The 17,461-nt window shown below is 63.0% G+C and carries 16 protein-coding genes; 6 read left to right on the forward strand and 10 right to left on the reverse strand.

Annotation, left to right across the window (positions count from 1 at the left end; translation table 11 throughout):
* Window positions 1–736: 736 nt before the first annotated feature.
* The 5 genes from FQ746_RS14770 (at window position 737) to ubiA (ending at window position 5,409) form a co-directional block, all read left to right on the forward strand.
* Window positions 737–1,696, forward strand: a complete 960-nt coding sequence (locus FQ746_RS14770) for a hydrogen peroxide-inducible genes activator (RefSeq protein WP_144110111.1) — start codon at window positions 737–739, stop codon at window positions 1,694–1,696.
* A 342-nt stretch (window positions 1,697–2,038) separates the two neighbouring features.
* The gene (locus FQ746_RS14775) at window positions 2,039–3,502 is read left to right on the forward strand and encodes a catalase (protein WP_144110112.1); all 1,464 of its coding nucleotides are present in this window, start codon (window positions 2,039–2,041) and stop codon (window positions 3,500–3,502) included.
* Between the two features lie 71 nt (window positions 3,503–3,573).
* On the forward strand, window positions 3,574–3,750 hold the full coding sequence (locus tag FQ746_RS34795; protein WP_186310740.1) for a hypothetical protein: 177 nt from the start codon (window positions 3,574–3,576) through the stop codon (window positions 3,748–3,750).
* Between the two features lie 168 nt (window positions 3,751–3,918).
* Window positions 3,919–4,407: a Dps family protein gene (locus FQ746_RS14780; protein WP_144110113.1), complete on the forward strand. Its 489-nt coding sequence runs from the start codon at window positions 3,919–3,921 to the stop codon at window positions 4,405–4,407.
* A gap of 138 nt (window positions 4,408–4,545) precedes the next feature.
* The gene (ubiA, locus tag FQ746_RS14785) at window positions 4,546–5,409 is read left to right on the forward strand and encodes a 4-hydroxybenzoate octaprenyltransferase (protein ID WP_144110114.1); all 864 of its coding nucleotides are present in this window, start codon (window positions 4,546–4,548) and stop codon (window positions 5,407–5,409) included.
* 40 nt (window positions 5,410–5,449) lie between these two features.
* Here the strand turns inward: ubiA and proC are convergent, their stop codons facing one another.
* From proC to FQ746_RS14815, 6 genes are all read right to left on the reverse strand, one after another.
* Entirely contained in the window at window positions 5,450–6,265 is an 816-nt protein-coding gene (gene proC, locus FQ746_RS14790) for a pyrroline-5-carboxylate reductase (RefSeq protein ID WP_144110115.1), read from the reverse strand.
* Window positions 6,266–6,329: 64 nt separating this feature from the next.
* Window positions 6,330–7,028 (reverse strand): YggS family pyridoxal phosphate-dependent enzyme, encoded by a 699-nt coding sequence (locus tag FQ746_RS14795; protein ID WP_144110116.1) that lies wholly within the window; start codon window positions 7,026–7,028, stop codon window positions 6,330–6,332.
* A gap of 69 nt (window positions 7,029–7,097) precedes the next feature.
* Window positions 7,098–8,324: a glycolate oxidase subunit GlcF gene (gene glcF / locus FQ746_RS14800; protein WP_144110117.1), complete on the reverse strand. Its 1,227-nt coding sequence runs from the start codon at window positions 8,322–8,324 to the stop codon at window positions 7,098–7,100.
* 8 nt (window positions 8,325–8,332) lie between these two features.
* On the reverse strand, window positions 8,333–9,421 hold the full coding sequence (gene glcE, locus FQ746_RS14805; RefSeq protein ID WP_144110118.1) for a glycolate oxidase subunit GlcE: 1,089 nt from the start codon (window positions 9,419–9,421) through the stop codon (window positions 8,333–8,335).
* A 183-nt stretch (window positions 9,422–9,604) separates the two neighbouring features.
* Window positions 9,605–11,098, reverse strand: a complete 1,494-nt coding sequence (locus FQ746_RS14810) for an FAD-linked oxidase C-terminal domain-containing protein (protein WP_144110119.1) — start codon at window positions 11,096–11,098, stop codon at window positions 9,605–9,607.
* A 126-nt stretch (window positions 11,099–11,224) separates the two neighbouring features.
* The gene (locus tag FQ746_RS14815; RefSeq protein ID WP_144110120.1) at window positions 11,225–12,640 is read right to left on the reverse strand and encodes an FAD-linked oxidase C-terminal domain-containing protein; all 1,416 of its coding nucleotides are present in this window, start codon (window positions 12,638–12,640) and stop codon (window positions 11,225–11,227) included.
* A gap of 301 nt (window positions 12,641–12,941) precedes the next feature.
* Between FQ746_RS14815 and FQ746_RS14820 the strand changes: the two genes are divergently transcribed.
* On the forward strand, window positions 12,942–13,493 hold the full coding sequence (locus tag FQ746_RS14820) for a cob(I)yrinic acid a,c-diamide adenosyltransferase (protein WP_144110121.1): 552 nt from the start codon (window positions 12,942–12,944) through the stop codon (window positions 13,491–13,493).
* A gap of 26 nt (window positions 13,494–13,519) precedes the next feature.
* On the opposite strand, the gene FQ746_RS14825 is transcribed toward FQ746_RS14820, so the two are convergent.
* The 4 genes from FQ746_RS14825 to tldD form a co-directional block, all read right to left on the reverse strand.
* Complete coding sequence (locus tag FQ746_RS14825) at window positions 13,520–13,852, reverse strand: helix-turn-helix domain-containing protein (protein WP_144110122.1); 333 nt, start codon at window positions 13,850–13,852, stop codon at window positions 13,520–13,522.
* A gap of 20 nt (window positions 13,853–13,872) precedes the next feature.
* Window positions 13,873–14,241, reverse strand: a complete 369-nt coding sequence (locus FQ746_RS14830) for a type II toxin-antitoxin system RelE/ParE family toxin (RefSeq protein WP_144110123.1) — start codon at window positions 14,239–14,241, stop codon at window positions 13,873–13,875.
* A gap of 206 nt (window positions 14,242–14,447) precedes the next feature.
* A complete protein-coding gene (gene aroG, locus FQ746_RS14835) occupies window positions 14,448–15,521 on the reverse strand; it encodes a 3-deoxy-7-phosphoheptulonate synthase AroG (protein WP_144110124.1) in 1,074 nt (357 codons plus the stop codon).
* A gap of 412 nt (window positions 15,522–15,933) precedes the next feature.
* A complete protein-coding gene (gene tldD / locus FQ746_RS14845) occupies window positions 15,934–17,400 on the reverse strand; it encodes a metalloprotease TldD (protein ID WP_144110125.1) in 1,467 nt (488 codons plus the stop codon).
* Window positions 17,401–17,461: the final 61 nt, after the last annotated feature.

A 17,461-nucleotide genomic window follows, 5' to 3' on the forward strand; every position in this document is an offset into this window, starting at 1 on the left:
AGCGCACGCCTGCAGAATCCGATGCGCTGGTCAGGAGCCATCCGTAACTGGCATCTGGAAGACGTGGTCTATCTGAATCCGGAGCGCGCCCTCGCCTCAGCCCGAATGTATCAGCAGGTGGCGTAACGGTTCATGCGACAACTACCTTGACACACACCGGCCGCCGCAAAGAAAAGTAGGCAAAAGAAAGCGGGCTCAAACCGCTAACCATTAAGCGGGCACCACGCGCGGTTTCTGGTAGTGGTACATCTGGAATCCGTGCTCCCGCACATTCCACGTTCGTGACACAGCAGTCATTCTTCCGGCGGCGCTTCGCGCGCCCCCGGGTCGTTCTTGGAACCCTCGGTTTTTTTTGCCTTCCGTCGTTTACCCATCCGCGACGCACGCAGTGCGGAGTGGGAGCTGATGAGTGCTTTGTCACGGGCGCGTAATGCGCGGGGGACCGGATTCCAGATGCACCACTACCAATGAAATGCCGCGGGACCCGCTTAAGAATTAGCGGTGTGAGCCGCTTTCTTTTGCCTACTTTTCTTTGCGGCGGCAAAGAAAAGTAGGTGCCCCCCCGCACAGGGGGAACGCTAATAGACCACTAACACAACAAGGAGAGGCCAAAAAGGCCAAAAAAACCCCAGTGCAACGCCAAACCCAACCCGCACCGCCAGGTGCCATTGTCGAATTGACCCCATCGGGTGTATAACTAGAACCTATCGAATTCACAGCACTGATTGGTCCCCCAATGACGCTCACCGAATTGAAATACATCGTCGCGGTCGCCCGCGAGCGCCACTTCGGCCGGGCCGCCGAAGCCTGTTTCGTCAGCCAGCCAACCCTGTCGGTCGCAATCAAAAAGCTCGAAGACGAACTCAACGTGCAGATCTTCGAACGCGGCACCAGCGAAGTCAGCGTCACGCCAATCGGCGAACAGATCGTCACCCAAGCCCAACGCGTCCTCGAACAGACCCTCGCCATCAAGGAAATCGCCAAACAAGGCAAAGATCCGCTAGTCGGACCGCTACGCCTCGGCGTCATCTACACCATCGGACCGTATCTGCTCCCCACGCTAGTCAAACAGATGATCAAGCGCGTCCCGCAGATGCCCCTCATGCTCCAGGAAAACTACACGGTCAAACTGATCGAACTCCTCAAGCAAGGCGAAATCGATGTCGCCATCATGGCCCTCCCATTCCCCGAAACCGGCCTCATGCAACGCCCGCTCTACGACGAACCGTTCGTCGTCGCGCTGCCGTCCGGCCACGCCTGGGAAAACCGCCCGAAAATCGACGCCGAAGACCTCAAGCAGGAAACCATGCTGCTGCTAGGCAGCGGCCACTGCTTCCGCGATCACGTCCTCGGCGTCTGCCCCGAACTCATGCGCTTCTCCCAAAACGCCGACGGCATTCAGAAAACCTTCGAAGGCTCGTCGCTGGAAACCATCCGCCACATGGTCGCCAGCGGCGTCGGTATCACCGTCCTGCCACGCATGTCCGTGCACGAGGTCAAGCCGCACGCCGGTGGCATCGACTCAGGACTGCTCAGCTACGTCGCATTCGACGACCCCGTCCCCGATCGCCGCGTCGTGCTCGCCTGGCGCAAAAGCTTCACCCGCATGCCCGCCATCGAAGCAATCAGCGACGCCATCAACGCCTGCGATTTACCCGGCGTCAAAAAACTCGATCTGCCCGTCGCAATCAGCTAGACCCATCCGCCGCATCCGCCGCATCCGCCGGAAAAAGGCCGCCCATCGCGGCGGCCTCTATCGAATAGATAAAATTAATCAAACGCGGTTATTCGATAGTATTGTTATAGTCGCCTCCATGGATCGCCCGATCCGACAGACCCGGAGGACAGCATGACCAACCCGCAAACGCATTCCGTCGCCCAGCCCATTTCGACGGCTGCCGCATCGACGCTCCAACGCCTTCGCACGGTCGCCTTCTCCCTACTGGTCGACCGGGCCTTGTCCGCTTGAGGCGTCAGCCATCCCCGCGCCGCTCCACCCCTTTCCGCTTCCGAAGAAAAAACTCACCTGGAGTTACGCATGTCCGAACAGAAACTCACCAATGCCGCCGGCGCACCGGTCGCCGATAACCAGAATTCGATGACCGCGGGCGTTCGCGGCCCGGTCGTATTGCAAGACGTGTGGCTGCTCGAAAAACTCGCGCACTTCGATCGCGAAGTGATTCCCGAGCGCCGTGTGCATGCCAAAGGGTCGGGCGCGTTCGGCACGTTGAAGGTCACGCATGACATCTCCCGCTATACGAAGGCGAAAGTGTTCGCGCAGGTTGGCAGCGAAACGCCGCTGTTCATGCGTTTTTCAACGGTCGCCGGCGAGCGCGGCGCAGCCGATGCGGAACGCGACGTGCGCGGCTTCTCGATCAAGTTCTACACGGAAGAAGGTAACTGGGACGTGGTGGGCAACAACACGCCGGTGTTCTTCATCCGCGATCCGCTGAAGTTTCCCGATTTCATTCACACGCAAAAACGCGACCCGTACACCAACATGCGCAGCAACGTCGCGGCATGGGACTTCTGGTCGCGTCACCCCGAATCGCTGCATCAGGTCACCATTCTGATGAGCGACCGCGGCATTCCGCAGAATTACCGTCAGATGCACGGTTTCGGTTCGCACACATACTCGTTCATCAACGCGAACAACGAACGCTTCTGGGTGAAGTTCCACTTCAAGTCGATGCAAGGCATTCAGAACTTTACCGATGCCGAAGCCGCGCAAGTCGTGGCGCAAGACCGCGAAAGCGCACAGCGCGATCTGGTCACGAACATCGACAACGGCAATTTCCCGCAATGGCGCTTCGCCATTCAGGTGATGCCGGAAGCGGAAGCGGCCGCGTATCGTTTCAATCCGTTCGACATCACGAAGGTGTGGTCGCAGAAGGACTATCCGCTGATCGACGTCGGCACGATCGAGTTGAACCGCAACGCGGCCAACTATTTCGCGGAAGTGGAACAGGCCGCGTTCACGCCGGCTAACGTGGTGCCGGGTATCGGCTTCTCGCCGGACCGGCTGTTGCAAGGGCGTCTGTTCTCGTACGGCGACACGCAACGCTACCGGTTGGGCGTCAATCATCATCAGATCCCGGTGAATGCAACGCGCGTGCCGAACCCGCGTTCGTTCCATCGCGACGGCGCGATGCGCGCGGACGGCAACCTCGGCGGCACGGTGAACTACGAGCCGAACCGTTTCGGCGACTTCGCTCAGGACGCCAACGCGGCCGAACCGCCGCTCGCGGCCGGCACGGTGGACCGCTACGACCATCGCGCCGACGACGACTACTACACGCAGCCAGGTATGCTGTTTGCGCTGTTCGATGCGGCAGAGCGCGAGCGGCTGTTCGGCAACATTGCCCGTCACATCGACGGCGTGCCGCACGAGATCGTCGCGCGTCAGATCGAGCATTTCCGCCGCGCCGATCCGGCTTACGCCGAAGGCGTCATCGCCGCGCTCGCCGACCTGGCCGAGCGCAACAGGAAGTCAGGCGTTTAGCCAATTTAGCCAATGCAGTCAAGCGGGGCGCAACGGCGCCCCGCAACGATACGAATCGAGGGAGCAGGATCATGATCCGGATGATGAAGGCAGTCGCAGTGGAGGGTGGATCGAAGAGCGCAACGGCCGCACGTGCCGTGCAACACCAGCAGGCCGCGATGATGCGCAAGGTCGTCGGCTTCGCGATCCTCACGAGCGGACTCGCGGTGATCGCTGCGCAAGCCGTTCAGCACGCGCTCGGCGGATGAGTCGCCACGCCGGGTCGTAACGTACGCGAAGTGCCTCCCGTCAAGGCGCCGGGGCACGAGCGCGCGCGCTTTCCAGGCTAAACTGTCGGGCGTTCAAAAGTGGCGGGTTTGCACGGTGCAAACCATGACCTTGCCGACCGGTTCGTATCACTCTTCAAAGGAGTCATCATGGCCAAGAAAGAAGCCGCACCGCATGTGAATATCGGGATCAGCGACAAAGATCGCAAGAAGATCGCAGACGGCCTGTCGCGTCTGCTCGCCGACACGTACACGCTGTACCTGAAGACCCATAATTTTCACTGGAACGTCACGGGTCCGATGTTCAACACGTTGCATCTGATGTTCGAGACGCAGTACAACGAGCTGGCGCTCGCGGTCGATTCGATCGCTGAACGCATCCGCGCACTGGGCGTTCACGCGCCGGGCAGCTACCGCGATTTCGCGAAGCTCTCGTCGATTCCCGAAGCGGACGGTGTGCCGGCCGCGGAAGAAATGATCCGCCAACTGGTGGAAGGTCAGGAAGCCGTGGTGCGTACTGCGCGTGCGATCTTCCCGTCGACGGAAGCCGCCAACGACGAGCCGACCGCCGACCTGCTCACGCAGCGCATGCAGATTCACGAAAAGACCGCGTGGATGTTGCGCTCGATGCTGGCCTAAGCAGCGCCTCGCCAGACACGACACCCCGACAAAGCCTCCCTCGCGGAGGCTTTGTTTTTTCCGGTGCGGATTCGCGATGGCCTGGACAGGGCATCCCGTAAAATGTCGGCACCGTTCAAGCACTCCCCGAATTTGCCCATGTTCGCCCGACTTCCCCTGTATCTGCGCCTCGTGCGCATGGACAAGCCGATCGGCAGCCTGTTGCTGCTGTGGCCGACGCTCAACGCCTTGTGGATCGCGTCCGACGGTCACCCGTCGTGGCCGTTGCTGGTGATCTTCACCATCGGCACGGTGTTGATGCGCTCGGCGGGTTGCGCGATCAACGACTACGCCGATCGCGATTTCGATCGCTACGTGAAGCGCACGGAAAACCGGCCGATCACGTCGGGCAAGGTCAAGGCATGGGAAGCGGTGGCGCTGGCAGCGGGCCTCGCGTTGCTGGCCTTTCTGCTGATCCTGCCGCTGAACGCGTTGACCAAGGAGCTGTCCGTGGCGGCGTTGTTCGTCGCCGGCTCTTATCCGTTCACCAAGCGCTTCTTCGCAATTCCGCAGGCTTACCTCGGCATCGCGTTCGGCTTCGGCATTCCGATGGCTTTCGCCGCGATCCAGAACCACGTGCCCATGCTCGCCTGGGTGATGTTGCTGGCCAACGTGTTCTGGTCGGTCGCGTACGACACGGAATACGCGATGGTCGATCGCGACGACGATATCAAGATCGGCATCCGCACTTCGGCGCTGACGTTCGGCCGGTTCGACGTGGCTGCGATCATGCTGTGCTATGCGGTGACGCTGGGAATCTACGTGGGAATCGGCGTGCTGCTCGGCTACGGCGTGCTGTACTGGCTGGGATGGGCGGGCGCCGCGGGCTGCGCGATCTATCACTACACGCTGATCCGCCATCGCGAGCGGATGGCCTGCTTCGCAGCGTTCCGCCATAACAACTGGCTGGGCGGCGCGCTGTTTGCCGGCATCGCCGCGCATTACGCGGCGGCGTCGTTCTGACGTTCTGATTTAACGCCGCCGGACGCCGCCGCCAGGCGGCTTACTGCTTGCCGATTTCGTCGCCCATTTCCTTCGCACGCGCATCGGCGGCGAGCGCGCCGCGCACGATGGCTTCCTTGATCCCGCTCGCTTCGAACGAGGCCAGCGCCGCCGCCGTCGTGCCGCCCTTCGAGGTCACCCGCTCGCGCAACACGCCCGGCGCTTCGTCGGAATTCGCGGCCAGTTGCGCCGCGCCCGTGAAGGTCGCTACTGCCAGCGCGCGGCCTTGCGCTTCGTCCAGACCGAGTTGGCGCGCGGCTTCCTGCAACGCTTCGATGAAATAGAACACGTAGGCCGGACCGCTGCCCGAAATCGCGGTCACGGCGTCGATTTTGGTTTCGCCGTCGACCCAGACAGTCTCGCCCACCGCGCCCAATACCTGCGATGCCAGTTCGTGACCGGCTTCGTCGACGTCGGCCGTGGCCACGAGTCCGGTCACGCCCATGCCGATCAGCGCAGGCGTGTTCGGCATGACCCGAACGATCTGCGCGTGACCGCCGAGCCAGCGCGAGATGTCCTGCATGCGGATACCCGCGACGATGCTGATCACCAGTTGCGACGCCTGCAGATGCGGCGCGAGCGCTTCGGCGACGCTTTTCAACACCTGCGGTTTCACCGCGAGCACGACCGCGTCGTAGGACGCGAGCGCGGCGTCGGCCGACGCGGCAGTGCGAATACCGAAGTGCCGCTCGTTGCGCTCGCGCGCATCGTCATTGGGATCGATCGTGTACAGATCGGCGGGCGCGACGCCGCGCTTGATGAGACCGCCGATCAACGCCGCGGCCATATTGCCGCCGCCGATAAAAGCAATTTTCATGATGGTTTCGAGTGTGGTCCCGCTGGCGCGCCCCGAACGGGCGCGAGCGGATCAGTTGGGAATGTCAGTGGGAGTAATCTCGCGCGCCGAAAATCGCGGTGCCGATGCGCACGATCGTCGCGCCTTCCAGCACGGCGGCTTCGAGGTCGCTCGACATGCCCATGGAAAGCGTATCGAGTTCGAGGCCGTCGTTGCAAAGACGCTCGAACAGTTCGCGCAAATGACGGTGCGGCACACGTTGTTCGTCGACGCTGCCGGCCGCTTCGGGAATCGCCATGAGCCCGCGAAGTTGCAGCCTCGGCAGCGCGGCGATCTGTTGCGCGACTTCGACCGCCTCCGGCACGCTCACGCCGCTCTTCGACGCTTCACCGCTGATGTTGACCTGCAGGCAGACATTCAACGGCGGCAGGTGGTCCGGGCGCTGTTCGGAAAGCCGCTGCGCGATTTTCAGGCGATCGACGGAATGCACCCAGTCGAATCGTTCGGCGACCGGGCGCGTCTTGTTCGATTGCAACGGCCCGATGAAATGCCACTCGATCGAATCGCGCAGGTCGGCCAGCGCTTCGATTTTGGCGAGCGATTCCTGCACGTAGTTTTCGCCGAATGCGCCTTGACCGGCGGCATGAGCTTCGCGCACGTCTTCAGCGGGAAAGGTTTTGGAGACCGCGAGCAGCGTGATGGAACGCGGGTCGCGACCGGCGGCGTTCGCGGCGGTGGCGATGCGTTGCTGCACCGCTGCGAGGTGATGAATCAGATCGGGCATGAGAGCGGAACCGGAAGTCCAGCGAAAGCGATGCACCCGATTATACGGACGCCGCCGCCGCTCGCGCGCTCATGCCGCCAGCATGTGCTCCACCAGTTCTATCCAGTGCGCGACCGGCGTCGTGGTTCCGCTTTGCAGATGCGAAATGCAGCCCACGTTGGCCGACACGATGATCTGCGGCTCCTGCGCCTGCAAGCGGGTCAGCTTCTGATCGCGCAGTGCATACGAGAGCCTCGGCTGCGTGAGCGAATACGTGCCGGCCGAGCCGCAGCACAGATGACTGTCGGCGGGCAGTCGCACATCGAGGCCGAGCGCGCCCAGCAACTGTTCGACCGTGCCGCGCACCTGCTGACCGTGTTGCAGCGTGCACGGCGGATGAAACGCGACCGTATGAATGGCACGACGTCGCGTGATGGCGACCAGCGCTTCTTCGAACTGCGGCAGGATTTCGGCGATGTCGCGCGTCAACGCCACGACGCGGCGCGCCTTCTCGGCATACGCCGGATCGTGACGCAGCAGATGCGCGTACTCCTTGACCGTGGCGCCGCAACCGGACGCGTTCATCACGATCGCTTCGACGCCCTGCTCGATATACGGCCACCATGCGTCGATGTTGGCGCGCAGGTCGTCGAGCGCCTCGTCGTTGTAGCCGAGATGCAGCCGGATCGCGCCGCAACAGCCGGCTTCGGGCGCGACCACGGTTTCCACGCCGAGCGCGTCGAGCACCCGCGCGGTGGCGATATTCACGTTCGGCATCATCGACGGTTGCACGCAGCCTGCCAGCATCAGCATCTTGCGGGGATGTTTCGCGCTCGGCCATTCGAGCGGACGCTGGCGCGCGGGCACCTTGTCTCGCAGTTTCTTCGGCAGCAAGGGGCGAATGCGCTGGCCGAGCCGCATGGCCGGCGAAAACAGCGCGCTGTTCGGCACGAAGCTCGCGAGCATGCGCCGCACCAGCCGTTGTCTGAGCGGACGCGTGACTTTTTCCTCGGCGATCTTGCGGCCGATTTCCACCAGGCGCCCGTATTGCACGCCGGACGGGCAGGTGGTTTCGCAATTGCGGCAGGTCAGGCAGCGATCCAGGTGAACCTGGGTGGAACGCGTGACGGGCGCGCCTTCGACCATCTGCTTGATCAGGTAGATACGGCCGCGCGGGCCGTCCAGTTCGTCGCCGAGCAGTTGATAGGTCGGGCACGTCGCGGTGCAGAAACCGCAATGCACGCAATTGCGCAGGATGGCTTCGGCTTCGTCGCCATCGGGCGTGTTGCGTATGAAGTCCGCGAGGTTGGTTTGCATCGCGTCGCTCAGAAGTCGGGGTAGAGGCGGCCGCGATTGAACACGCGGGCCGGGTCGAAGGCAGTCTTCAGGCCGCGATGAATTTTCATCAACGGCGTGGGGAGTGGCGTGAATACGCCGGCGCTGCGATCGTAGCCGTGGCCGCTGCGAAAAATCGTCGCATGGCCGCCGGCCTGTTTCGCGCTGATGCGCACGGTTTGCGGATCGGCGTCGGTGATCCACCAGCGCTGGCCGCCGCCCCATTCCATGAGTTGCGCGCCAGGCAAGGGCAGCGGCTCCGTGATGGAGGGCAGCGCGAGACGCCACAGCGCCGATTTCGGCGGAATCGCGGTGAAGAACGGATCGGTCTGTTCGCGCAGACCCGCCCAGAAACGTTCCGCCTCGACCGCGTCGACCACCTCGCCGCCAAGCGCGGCACGCGCGGATTTCACCGCGCTTTCCGCCCCGGCGAGGCGTACCGCCAGCGTGCCGTGACGCCATGCGCTGGCGGTAATCGGCAAGGGCCGGCCGCCCCATTCATTGAGCTTGCGGACCGCGTCGGTGCCGTTCATGTCGAATTTAAGCGTGGTTTCCGCCTGCGGCAGCGGCATGACCTTGACGGATAGTTCGAGGATCAGCCCGAGCGTGCCGAGCGAACCGGCCAGCAAACGCGAGACGTCATAACCGGCGACGTTCTTCACCACCTGACCGCCGAAGTGCAGCGTCTGGCCTTGGCCGTTCATGATGACCGCGCCCAGCACGAAGTCGCGCGCGGCGCCGGCCGCGGGGCGGCGCGGACCGGCGAGGCCGGCGGCGATGCAGCCGCCGAACGTGGCTTGCAGACCGAAGTGGGGCGGCTCGAAGGCCAGCATCTGATCGTGCTCGGCGAGCGCCGCCTCGATCTCGATGAGAGGCGTGCCGGCGCGCGCGGTGATGACGAGTTCGGCCGGGTCGTAAGCGACGATGCCGCGATGCGCGCGGGTGTCGAGAATCTCGCCTTCGAGCGTCTGGCCGTACCAGTCTTTCGTCCCGCCGCCACGAATGCGCAACGCGCGTCCTTCGGCGCTGGCCGAACGCACGCGTTCGGACCAAACGGCGACGATGTCGTCCTCTTCCATGGTGTCCTGCTTCGTCGTATTTGCGTTTGATTGTACCGGGCGGGGCCCGGCCGGTAACCAGGCTCGGACCCGCATCGGGTAATCAGGGTGACCGGCCTCGTGGAGCCGTGTAGCCGGGCACTCGCAGAGCCGCGCACCCGCTCATCAGCGGGCTATGCGCGATGCGTGGCGCGCAGGCCTGTGTCAGAAGCGCGGCAGGTCGGGGTGAGGCAGCAAGCCGCCGCGCACATGCATCTTGCCGTACTCCGCACAGCGTGCGCGGGTGGGGATGCCCTTGTCGGGGTTCAACAGGCCCGGTGCGTCGAAGGCGCGCTTGACCGCGTGGAACGCGTCGCGTTCTTCGGGCGAGAACTGCACGCACATCGAGTTGATCTTTTCGATGCCGACGCCGTGTTCGCCGGTCACCGTCCCGCCCAGTTCGACGCAGGCTTCGAGGATGTCGGAGCCGAATGCTTCGGCCCGATGCCACTCGTCGCGGTCGTTACCGTTGAACAGAATGAGCGGGTGCATATTGCCGTCGCCGGCATGGAACACGTTGATGCAGCGCAGCCCGTATTTCTTTTCCATGACTTCGATCCGCGCGAGCAGCGGACCGATACTGCGGCGCGGCACGGTGCCGTCCATGCAGTAGTAATCCGGCGAAATGCGGCCGGCCGCCGGGAACGCATTCTTGCGGCCCGACCAGAAGCGCAGCCGCTCGCTTTCGGAGCGCGAAATCTGGATACGGGTCGCGCCCTGTTCGCGCAATACCGCGGTCATGCGGACGATCTCGTCGGCGACCTCGTCGTGCGTGCCGTCGGATTCGCACAGCAGAATGGCGGCCGCGTCGAGGTCGTAGCCAGCCTTGACGAATTCTTCGACGGCGCGGGTTGCCGGCTTGTCCATCATCTCCAGACCCGCCGGAATGATGCCGGCCGCGATGATGCCGGCGACCGCTTCGCCGCCTTTCACGACATCGTCGAAACTTGCCATGATGACCTGCGCAGTTTGCGGCTTGGGGATCAGTTTCACGGTGACTTCGGTGACGATGGCGAACATGCCTTCGCTGCCGATCAGCACCGCCAGCAGATCGAGCCCGGGCGCATCCGGCGCGAGCGAGCCGAATTCGACGACCTCGCCCTCCATGGTCACCGCGCGCACGCGCAGCACGTTATGCACGGTGAGCCCGTACTTGAGACAGTGGACGCCGCCGGAGTTCTCCGACACATTGCCGCCGATCGTGCAGGCGATCTGCGAGGAAGGGTCCGGCGCGTAGTACAGCCCATAGGGGGCCGCGGCTTCAGAGATCGACAGATTGCGAACGCCGGGTTGCACGGTGGCGGTTCGCGCGTAGGGATCGACCTCGACGATCTTGCGAAAACGCGCCAGCGACACCACTACGCCGTGACGGATCGGCATGGCGCCGCCCGACAGGCCGGTGCCTGCGCCACGCGGCACGATGGGCACACTGAGACGCTGGCAGATCTGCACGATGCGCTGCACCTGCGCTTCCGTTTCGGGCAATGCGACGGCGAGCGGCAAGCGCCGGTAAGCGGCGAGGCCGTCGCATTCGTACGCGACCGTGTCTTCTTCCCGATGCAGCAAACAGTGCGTGGGCAACACGGCCATCAACGCCTGCACGACTTCGCGCTGGCGCTGGGCGAGCACGTCGGCCGTCAGTTCGGCGGGTGCGTTCATGTGATTCGTCTCCTCGTGTCTCTCGCCCGGGTTTTGCCGGTGACGTAGTGCCGGTGGGGCGCGACGGATTCTGGTGCGACTTTTGCCGCTACTTCGCCGTGACTTCGCCGCTTCCTCGCCGTTACTTCACGCCGCCCAGCTGAAAATCTTGCCCGGGTTCATCAGATTGCGCGGGTCGAGCGCGTGCTTGATCGAGCGCATCATGTCGACGGCGGCTTCGCCGTGTTCTTCGAGCAGAAAACCCATCTTGTGCAAACCGACGCCGTGCTCGCCGGTACAGGTGCCGTCCATGCGCAGCGCGCGTTGCACGATGCGATGGTTCAGGCGTTCGGCCTCGACCATTTCTTCGGGCTTGTTCGGGTCGAGCAGGATCAGCACGTGGAAGTTGCCGTCGCCGACGTGGCCGACGATCGGGCAGGGCAACGACGAAGCGTTCAGGTCCTGCTCGGTTTCCTCGACGCATTCGGCCAGACGCGAGATGGGCACGCAAACGTCGGTGGTGACCGCGCGGCAACCGGGCTTCAGTTGCAGCGCGGCGAAGTACGCGTTGTGCCGTGCATTCCACAGGCGGCTGCGGTCTTCGGGACGGCTCGCCCATTCGAAACCTTCGCCGGCATTCTGCGTGGCAATGTCCTGAACCAGTTCGGCCTGCTCTTTCACGCCGGCTTCGGTGCCGTGAAATTCGAAGAACAGCGTGGGCGCTTCGCGCAGCGTGAGGTTGGAATGACGGTTGATCGCGCGGATTGCCAGCGCGCTGACGAACTCGACGCGGGCAATAGGCGTACCCATCTGGATGGTTTCGATGACGGCGCGAACCGCGTTGCCCATCGACGGAAACGTGCAGACCGCGGCCGAAACGGCTTCGGGCTGCGGATACAGACGCACGGTAATCTCGGTGATCACGCCGAGCGTACCTTCGGAGCCGACGAACAGACGCGTCAGGTCATAACCCGCTGACGACTTGCGCGCCCGCGAGCCGGTTTTGATCACTCGACCGTCGGCTTGCACGACGGTCAGGCCGAGCACGTTTTCGCGCATCGTGCCGTAGCGCACGGCATTGGTGCCCGACGCGCGCGTGGCCGTCATCCCGCCGATGCTCGCATCCGCGCCCGGGTCGATGGGGAAGAACAGGCCGGTGTCGCGCAGGGCTTCGTTCAACTGCTTGCGGGAGATGCCGGGTTCCACGGTAACCGTCAGGTCTTCCGCGTTGATCGACAACACGCGGTTCATTTCCGACAGGTCGATGGACACGCCGCCCTGCACGGCGAGCAGGTGGCCTTCCAGCGACGAGCCGTTGCCGTACGGGATGATGGGCACGTCGAACTGGCCACAGAGTTTGACGATGGTTTGCACGTCTTCAGTCGTGCGGGCGTACACGACGGCGTCGGGCAACTGGGGGTCGAACGGCGATTCGTCGCGGCCGTGGTGAGTGCGCACGGATTCGGCGACCGAGGCACGTTCACCGAAAGCGGCTTTGAGCAGGCTCAGCAATTCGGCGGGGAACGGCCGGCGCAACGAGGCCGGCGGCACGGGATGATTCACGTATGTCTCCTGACATATAAGGCGCAGTGAAAGGCGCAGCGAGTGGCGTAAAGGCTTGATGCCGGCCGCTTTGCAGTAAACGCTACATTTTACGCCGATCGCCTGTCAGCCGACGTCGAGGCCGGCTCGCGCTCCTATAATGGCTGCGACCCGATGAGGCGCGCAATATGGATAAACGCGGGGGGCCGCTCAGGGCCGGCAAATCCGGGCCCCGTCGTTCGAACCGCAGTTCTTCCACCACCATTCTCACGACCCATTCCTGCGCTCTACACGCGCGCATCGACTGAACAAGGACGACACCATGGGCAACCGCCTGAGCAAGATCGCCACCCGTACCGGCGACGACGGCACCACCGGCCTCGGCGACGGCCGCCGCGTGCGCAAGGACAGCGCGCGAATTGCCGCGATTGGCGACGTGGACGAACTCAATTCGAACCTCGGCGTGCTGCTGTGCGAGTCTTTGCCCGAACCGGTGCGCACAGCGCTACTGGCCATTCAGCACGATTTGTTCGACCTCGGCGGCGAACTCTGCATTCCCGGCCACACGATGATTACCGATGCGCACCTCGGTCGCCTCGACGACTGGCTCGCAGACCACAACGCCAGCTTGCCGCCGCTCAAGGAATTCATTTTGCCCGGCGGTTCACGGGCGGCAGCGCTTGCGCATGTTTGCCGGACAGTGTGCCGGCGAGCCGAACGGTCGATCGTGGCACTCGGCGAGGATGAAACCATTAACCCCGCGCCACGGCAGTACGTGAATCGCTTGTCCGACCTGCTGTTCGTTCTTGCTCGTGTGCTCAACCGCGTGGATGGCGGCTCGGACGTGTTGTGGCGACATGACCGTGGCGGCTGAATAAACCCGCTTCCTGACAAATCCGCTCAACCGATTGCCAGCCTGACCGGCTTGCCGATCCGGCTCATCATTTCGACCAGTGTGTCGATAGTGAACTTGGTCGTTTTCTTGTTGACTACGTCGGATACGCGCGGGCGCGACACCATGAGAATTTCCGCGGCCTCCGCCTGCTTCAGATGATGCTGCTCGATCCACGTGGACAGTTCAGTCATGAGTTGCTCCTTGAGCAGCTTCGTGTCGTTGATCTGTTTTTGCGAGGCCGCGTAAAGGCGCTTCGCTTCGGCAGCGGAAAAGCCGAGTTCGATGAACAGATTCGAACCGGGTTTGCTGATATGACTGATGCGGGTATCGGTCGGCATTTTGTTAAGTCTTCCTCTCGTTAGTGATGCCGCGAATCTTCGTGATGAAGGCGAATGTCGCGAATGTCGCGAATAGCGCGGTACCGTGTTTCGGCGATGAGTCTGTCGTGCGCCGGCAGCTTCTGCGTTTTCTTCTGGAAGCAATGCAGCACGTAGAACGCTTCGACGAATTTGGTCACGTAGATGACGCGATAAATACCGTCGGCTTCCTTGATGCGAATTTCGCGCGTACCGGCGCCGATCGAGTCGAACGGCTTCCAGTTGTCAGGGTCGAGTCCTGCCTGAATCTTGCTGAGTTGAAATCCCGCGCGACGGCGCGGCGTTTCGGGAAAGGCGAGCAAATCGCGATAGCTGGAACCCATCCAGCGGATTTCTTTTTCCTGCTCCATAGCCGCCCTTTTGTACAAAATATTATACCGGCCTCCCTACCTCGTCAAGCGCACTTCCGACGCGTTTCGAGTCCGGCAACAAGGTGATACGGTACAGAGACGCCGCGCGGCGCACCATTCGTCCGTTCGGCTAACGAAAAAAAAGCCCGGCTGCGAGCCGGGCTTTAACGTTGCCGGAACCGCCGGCGCAATCGATTGAATTCAGATCAGTTGCCGCTGCCGCGCGCGACCCGTCGTTGCTTGACCGAATCGGCGAGACCTTCCAGCACGGCAATGCTTTCGTCCCAGCCGATGCACGCGTCCGTGATGCTCTGGCCGTAGGTCAGCGCACAGCCTTCCTGCAGGTCCTGACGGCCGGCGACCAGATGCGACTCCACCATCACGCCGACAATTCGTTCGTCGCCCGAAGCAATCTGGCGGCCGATGTCGGCGCACACCGGAATCTGGTTCTCGTGTTTCTTCGAACTGTTCGCGTGGCTCGCGTCGATCATCAGACGTGCGGCGAGACCGGCCTTGCCGATATCCGCGCAGGCGGCATTGACACTGTCCGCGTCGTAGTTCGGCGTCTTCCCGCCGCGCAGGATGATGTGGCAGTCCTCGTTGCCGGCGGTCGACACGATGGCCGAATGGCCGCCCTTGGTGACCGACAGGAAATGATGCGGCTGCGAAGCGGCCTTGATGGCGTCGACGGCAATCTTCACGTTGCCGTCCGTGCCGTTCTTGAAGCCGACCGGGCACGACAGTCCCGAAGCCAGTTCGCGATGCACCTGCGACTCGGTCGTGCGCGCGCCGATCGCCCCCCACGAGATCAGGTCGGCGATGTACTGCGGGCTGATCATGTCGAGGTATTCGGTGCCGGCCGGCAAACCGAGTTCGTTGATACGCAGCAGCAATTCGCGCGCGGTGCGCAGCCCGTCGTTGATCTTGAAGCTGTTGTCCATGTGCGGATCGTTGATGAGCCCTTTCCAGCCCACGGTCGTGCGCGGTTTTTCGAAGTACACGCGCATCACGATTTCCAGTTCGCCCGCGAAGCGTTTGCGCTGCTCGATCAGCCGGCCGGCGTATTCCATGGCGGCCTTCGTATCGTGAATCGAACACGGCCCGATGATGACGATCAGCCGGTCTTCCATGCCATGCAGAATCCGGTGCATCGCGTTGCGCGAGTTGTAGATCACGTCGGAAACCCGTTCGTCGCAGGCGAACTCGCGGATCAGATGGGCGGGCGGCGTGAGTTCTTTCAATTCGCGGATACGGACATCGTCGGTGTTGTGCGGGGGCATGCGGGTTCTCCTGAGTCGGGTTTTCAGCCTGTCCGCGTCGCTTCCGAAGGCTGGGATCGCATGGCGATCACCCAGCGGGACGACGACGGACGCGACGGACGGCAATTAAAAGTTCGAAGGCAAAGTTTCAAAGGCATGAGGCGAAAAAAAACCGCCAGGCTGGCTGGCGGTTTTTCGTGAATTCTGGTGTCTTGCGTGCACTAACACCCCTCTCGATCCGCCAGCGGTCTGAGATGCCAAAAAAAGTAAAAGTAAAACTTGGCGGACATGGCGAAATGGTGTGCTGGTCGAAAAAGGTGAGTGACTTTATAACCCGGGCAAGCGCGGCTGGCAAGCTGTAACGCTTAAAAATGCGGGAAGCCCGCATACTTCGCGCATCTCATGCACGAAGTATGCGGTCAAGCCGCCGTCTTTAAGCCGTGCCCCCAACTGTCATGCGGTCGATGCGCAGCGTCGGCTGGCCGACACCCACCGGCACGCTCTGGCCTTCCTTGCCGCAGACGCCCACGCCCGAATCGAGCTTCATGTCGTTACCGATCATGCTGACGAACTTGAGCGATTCCGGGCCACTTCCGACCAGCGTCGCCCCCTTCACCGGGTACGTGACCTTGCCGTTCTCGATCATGTACGCCTCGGAAGCCGAGAACACGAACTTGCCGTTCGTAATGTCCACCTGACCGCCGCCGAAATTCACCGCGTACAAACCGTTCTTTACCGATTCGATGATTTCCTGCGGGTCCTTGTCACCGTTGAGCATGTAGGTGTTGGTCATGCGCGGCATCGGCAGCGCGGCGTACGACTCGCGGCGCGCGTTGCCGGTCACCGGCATTTTCATCAGCCGCGCGTTCAGCGTGTCCTGGATGTAGCCCTTCAGAATGCCGTCCTCGATCAGTGTCGTGCACTGCGTCGGATTGCCTTCGTCGTCGATATTGAGTGAGCCGCGACGGTTCGGCAGCGTGCCGTCGTCGACCACGGTGACGCCTTTGGCCGCCACCTGCTCGCCGATCCGTCCTGCGAACGCCGACGAACCCTTGCGGTTGAAGTCACCCTCCAGACCATGGCCGATCGCTTCGTGCAGCAGCACGCCGGGCCAGCCCGGGCCGAGCACGACGGTCATCGCGCCGGCCGGCGCCGGCCGTGCGTCGAGGTTGACCAGCGCGGCCTGAACCGCGTCGTCGACATAGCGCGACAACACTTCGTCGGTGAAATAGCCGTAGTCGAAGCGGCCGCCGCCACCGCCGCTGCCGATCTCGCGACGGCCGTTCTGTTCGGCGATGACCGTGACCGACACGCGCACCAGCGGGCGGATGTCCGCCGCGAAGCCGCCGTCGCTGCGCGCCACCAGCACCACGTCGTACTCGCCGGCGAGGCCGGCCATCACCTGCTGGATGCGCGGATCGCGGCCGCGCGCCATCTGTTCGACGCGCTCGAGCAGCTTGACCTTGGCGGTCGCGTCGAGCGAATGCAGCGGATCGGACGGCAGATACAGATCGCGCCCGGCAATGCCGGTCAGCGACGAGGCCACCTTGATTTTCTGCTTGCCGCCGCCGACCTTGGCGATCGCGCGCGTGGCGATGGCGGCCTGACGGATCGCTTCGGGCGAGAGATCGTCCGAATACGCGAAAGCCGTGCGGTCGCCCGCGACGGCGCGCACGCCGACGCCCTGGTCGATGCTGAAGCTGCCGGACTTCACGATGCCTTCTTCCAGACTCCACGCTTCGCTGCGCGTGTACTGGAAGTACAGGTCCGCATAGTCGACCTTGTGCGTGAAGATTTCGGCGAGCGTGCGCGTGAGAAGCGATTCGTCGAGACCGTAGGGCGTCAGGAGAATGTCCTTGGCGGTGGCGAGATTACGGATACCGGGTTCGATGATGTTCATGCGGAGTATGTTCTGCTCGAGACGAAGGATTCGGTTAGCGCCACGTCCACTATGTGAGTGG

The organism is Paraburkholderia sp. BCC1886 (assembly GCF_900996245.1).
Classification (GTDB): Bacteria; Pseudomonadota; Gammaproteobacteria; order Burkholderiales; family Burkholderiaceae; genus Paraburkholderia.

Coding starts and splice junctions, on each gene's coding strand:
- FQ746_RS14770 (WP_144110111.1), top strand. CDS start 737: ATGACGCTCACCGAATTGAAATACATCGTCGCGGTCGCCCGCGAGCGC.
- FQ746_RS14775 (WP_144110112.1), top strand. CDS start 2,039: ATGTCCGAACAGAAACTCACCAATGCCGCCGGCGCACCGGTCGCCGAT.
- FQ746_RS34795 (WP_186310740.1), top strand. CDS start 3,574: ATGATCCGGATGATGAAGGCAGTCGCAGTGGAGGGTGGATCGAAGAGC.
- FQ746_RS14780 (WP_144110113.1), top strand. CDS start 3,919: ATGGCCAAGAAAGAAGCCGCACCGCATGTGAATATCGGGATCAGCGAC.
- ubiA (WP_144110114.1), top strand. CDS start 4,546: ATGTTCGCCCGACTTCCCCTGTATCTGCGCCTCGTGCGCATGGACAAG.
- proC (WP_144110115.1), bottom strand. CDS start 6,265: ATGAAAATTGCTTTTATCGGCGGCGGCAATATGGCCGCGGCGTTGATC.
- FQ746_RS14795 (WP_144110116.1), bottom strand. CDS start 7,028: ATGCCCGATCTGATTCATCACCTCGCAGCGGTGCAGCAACGCATCGCC.
- glcF (WP_144110117.1), bottom strand. CDS start 8,324: ATGCAAACCAACCTCGCGGACTTCATACGCAACACGCCCGATGGCGAC.
- glcE (WP_144110118.1), bottom strand. CDS start 9,421: ATGGAAGAGGACGACATCGTCGCCGTTTGGTCCGAACGCGTGCGTTCG.
- FQ746_RS14810 (WP_144110119.1), bottom strand. CDS start 11,098: ATGAACGCACCCGCCGAACTGACGGCCGACGTGCTCGCCCAGCGCCAG.
- FQ746_RS14820 (WP_144110121.1), top strand. CDS start 12,942: ATGGGCAACCGCCTGAGCAAGATCGCCACCCGTACCGGCGACGACGGC.
- FQ746_RS14825 (WP_144110122.1), bottom strand. CDS start 13,852: ATGCCGACCGATACCCGCATCAGTCATATCAGCAAACCCGGTTCGAAT.
- FQ746_RS14830 (WP_144110123.1), bottom strand. CDS start 14,241: ATGGAGCAGGAAAAAGAAATCCGCTGGATGGGTTCCAGCTATCGCGAT.
- aroG (WP_144110124.1), bottom strand. CDS start 15,521: ATGCCCCCGCACAACACCGACGATGTCCGTATCCGCGAATTGAAAGAA.
- tldD (WP_144110125.1), bottom strand. CDS start 17,400: ATGAACATCATCGAACCCGGTATCCGTAATCTCGCCACCGCCAAGGAC.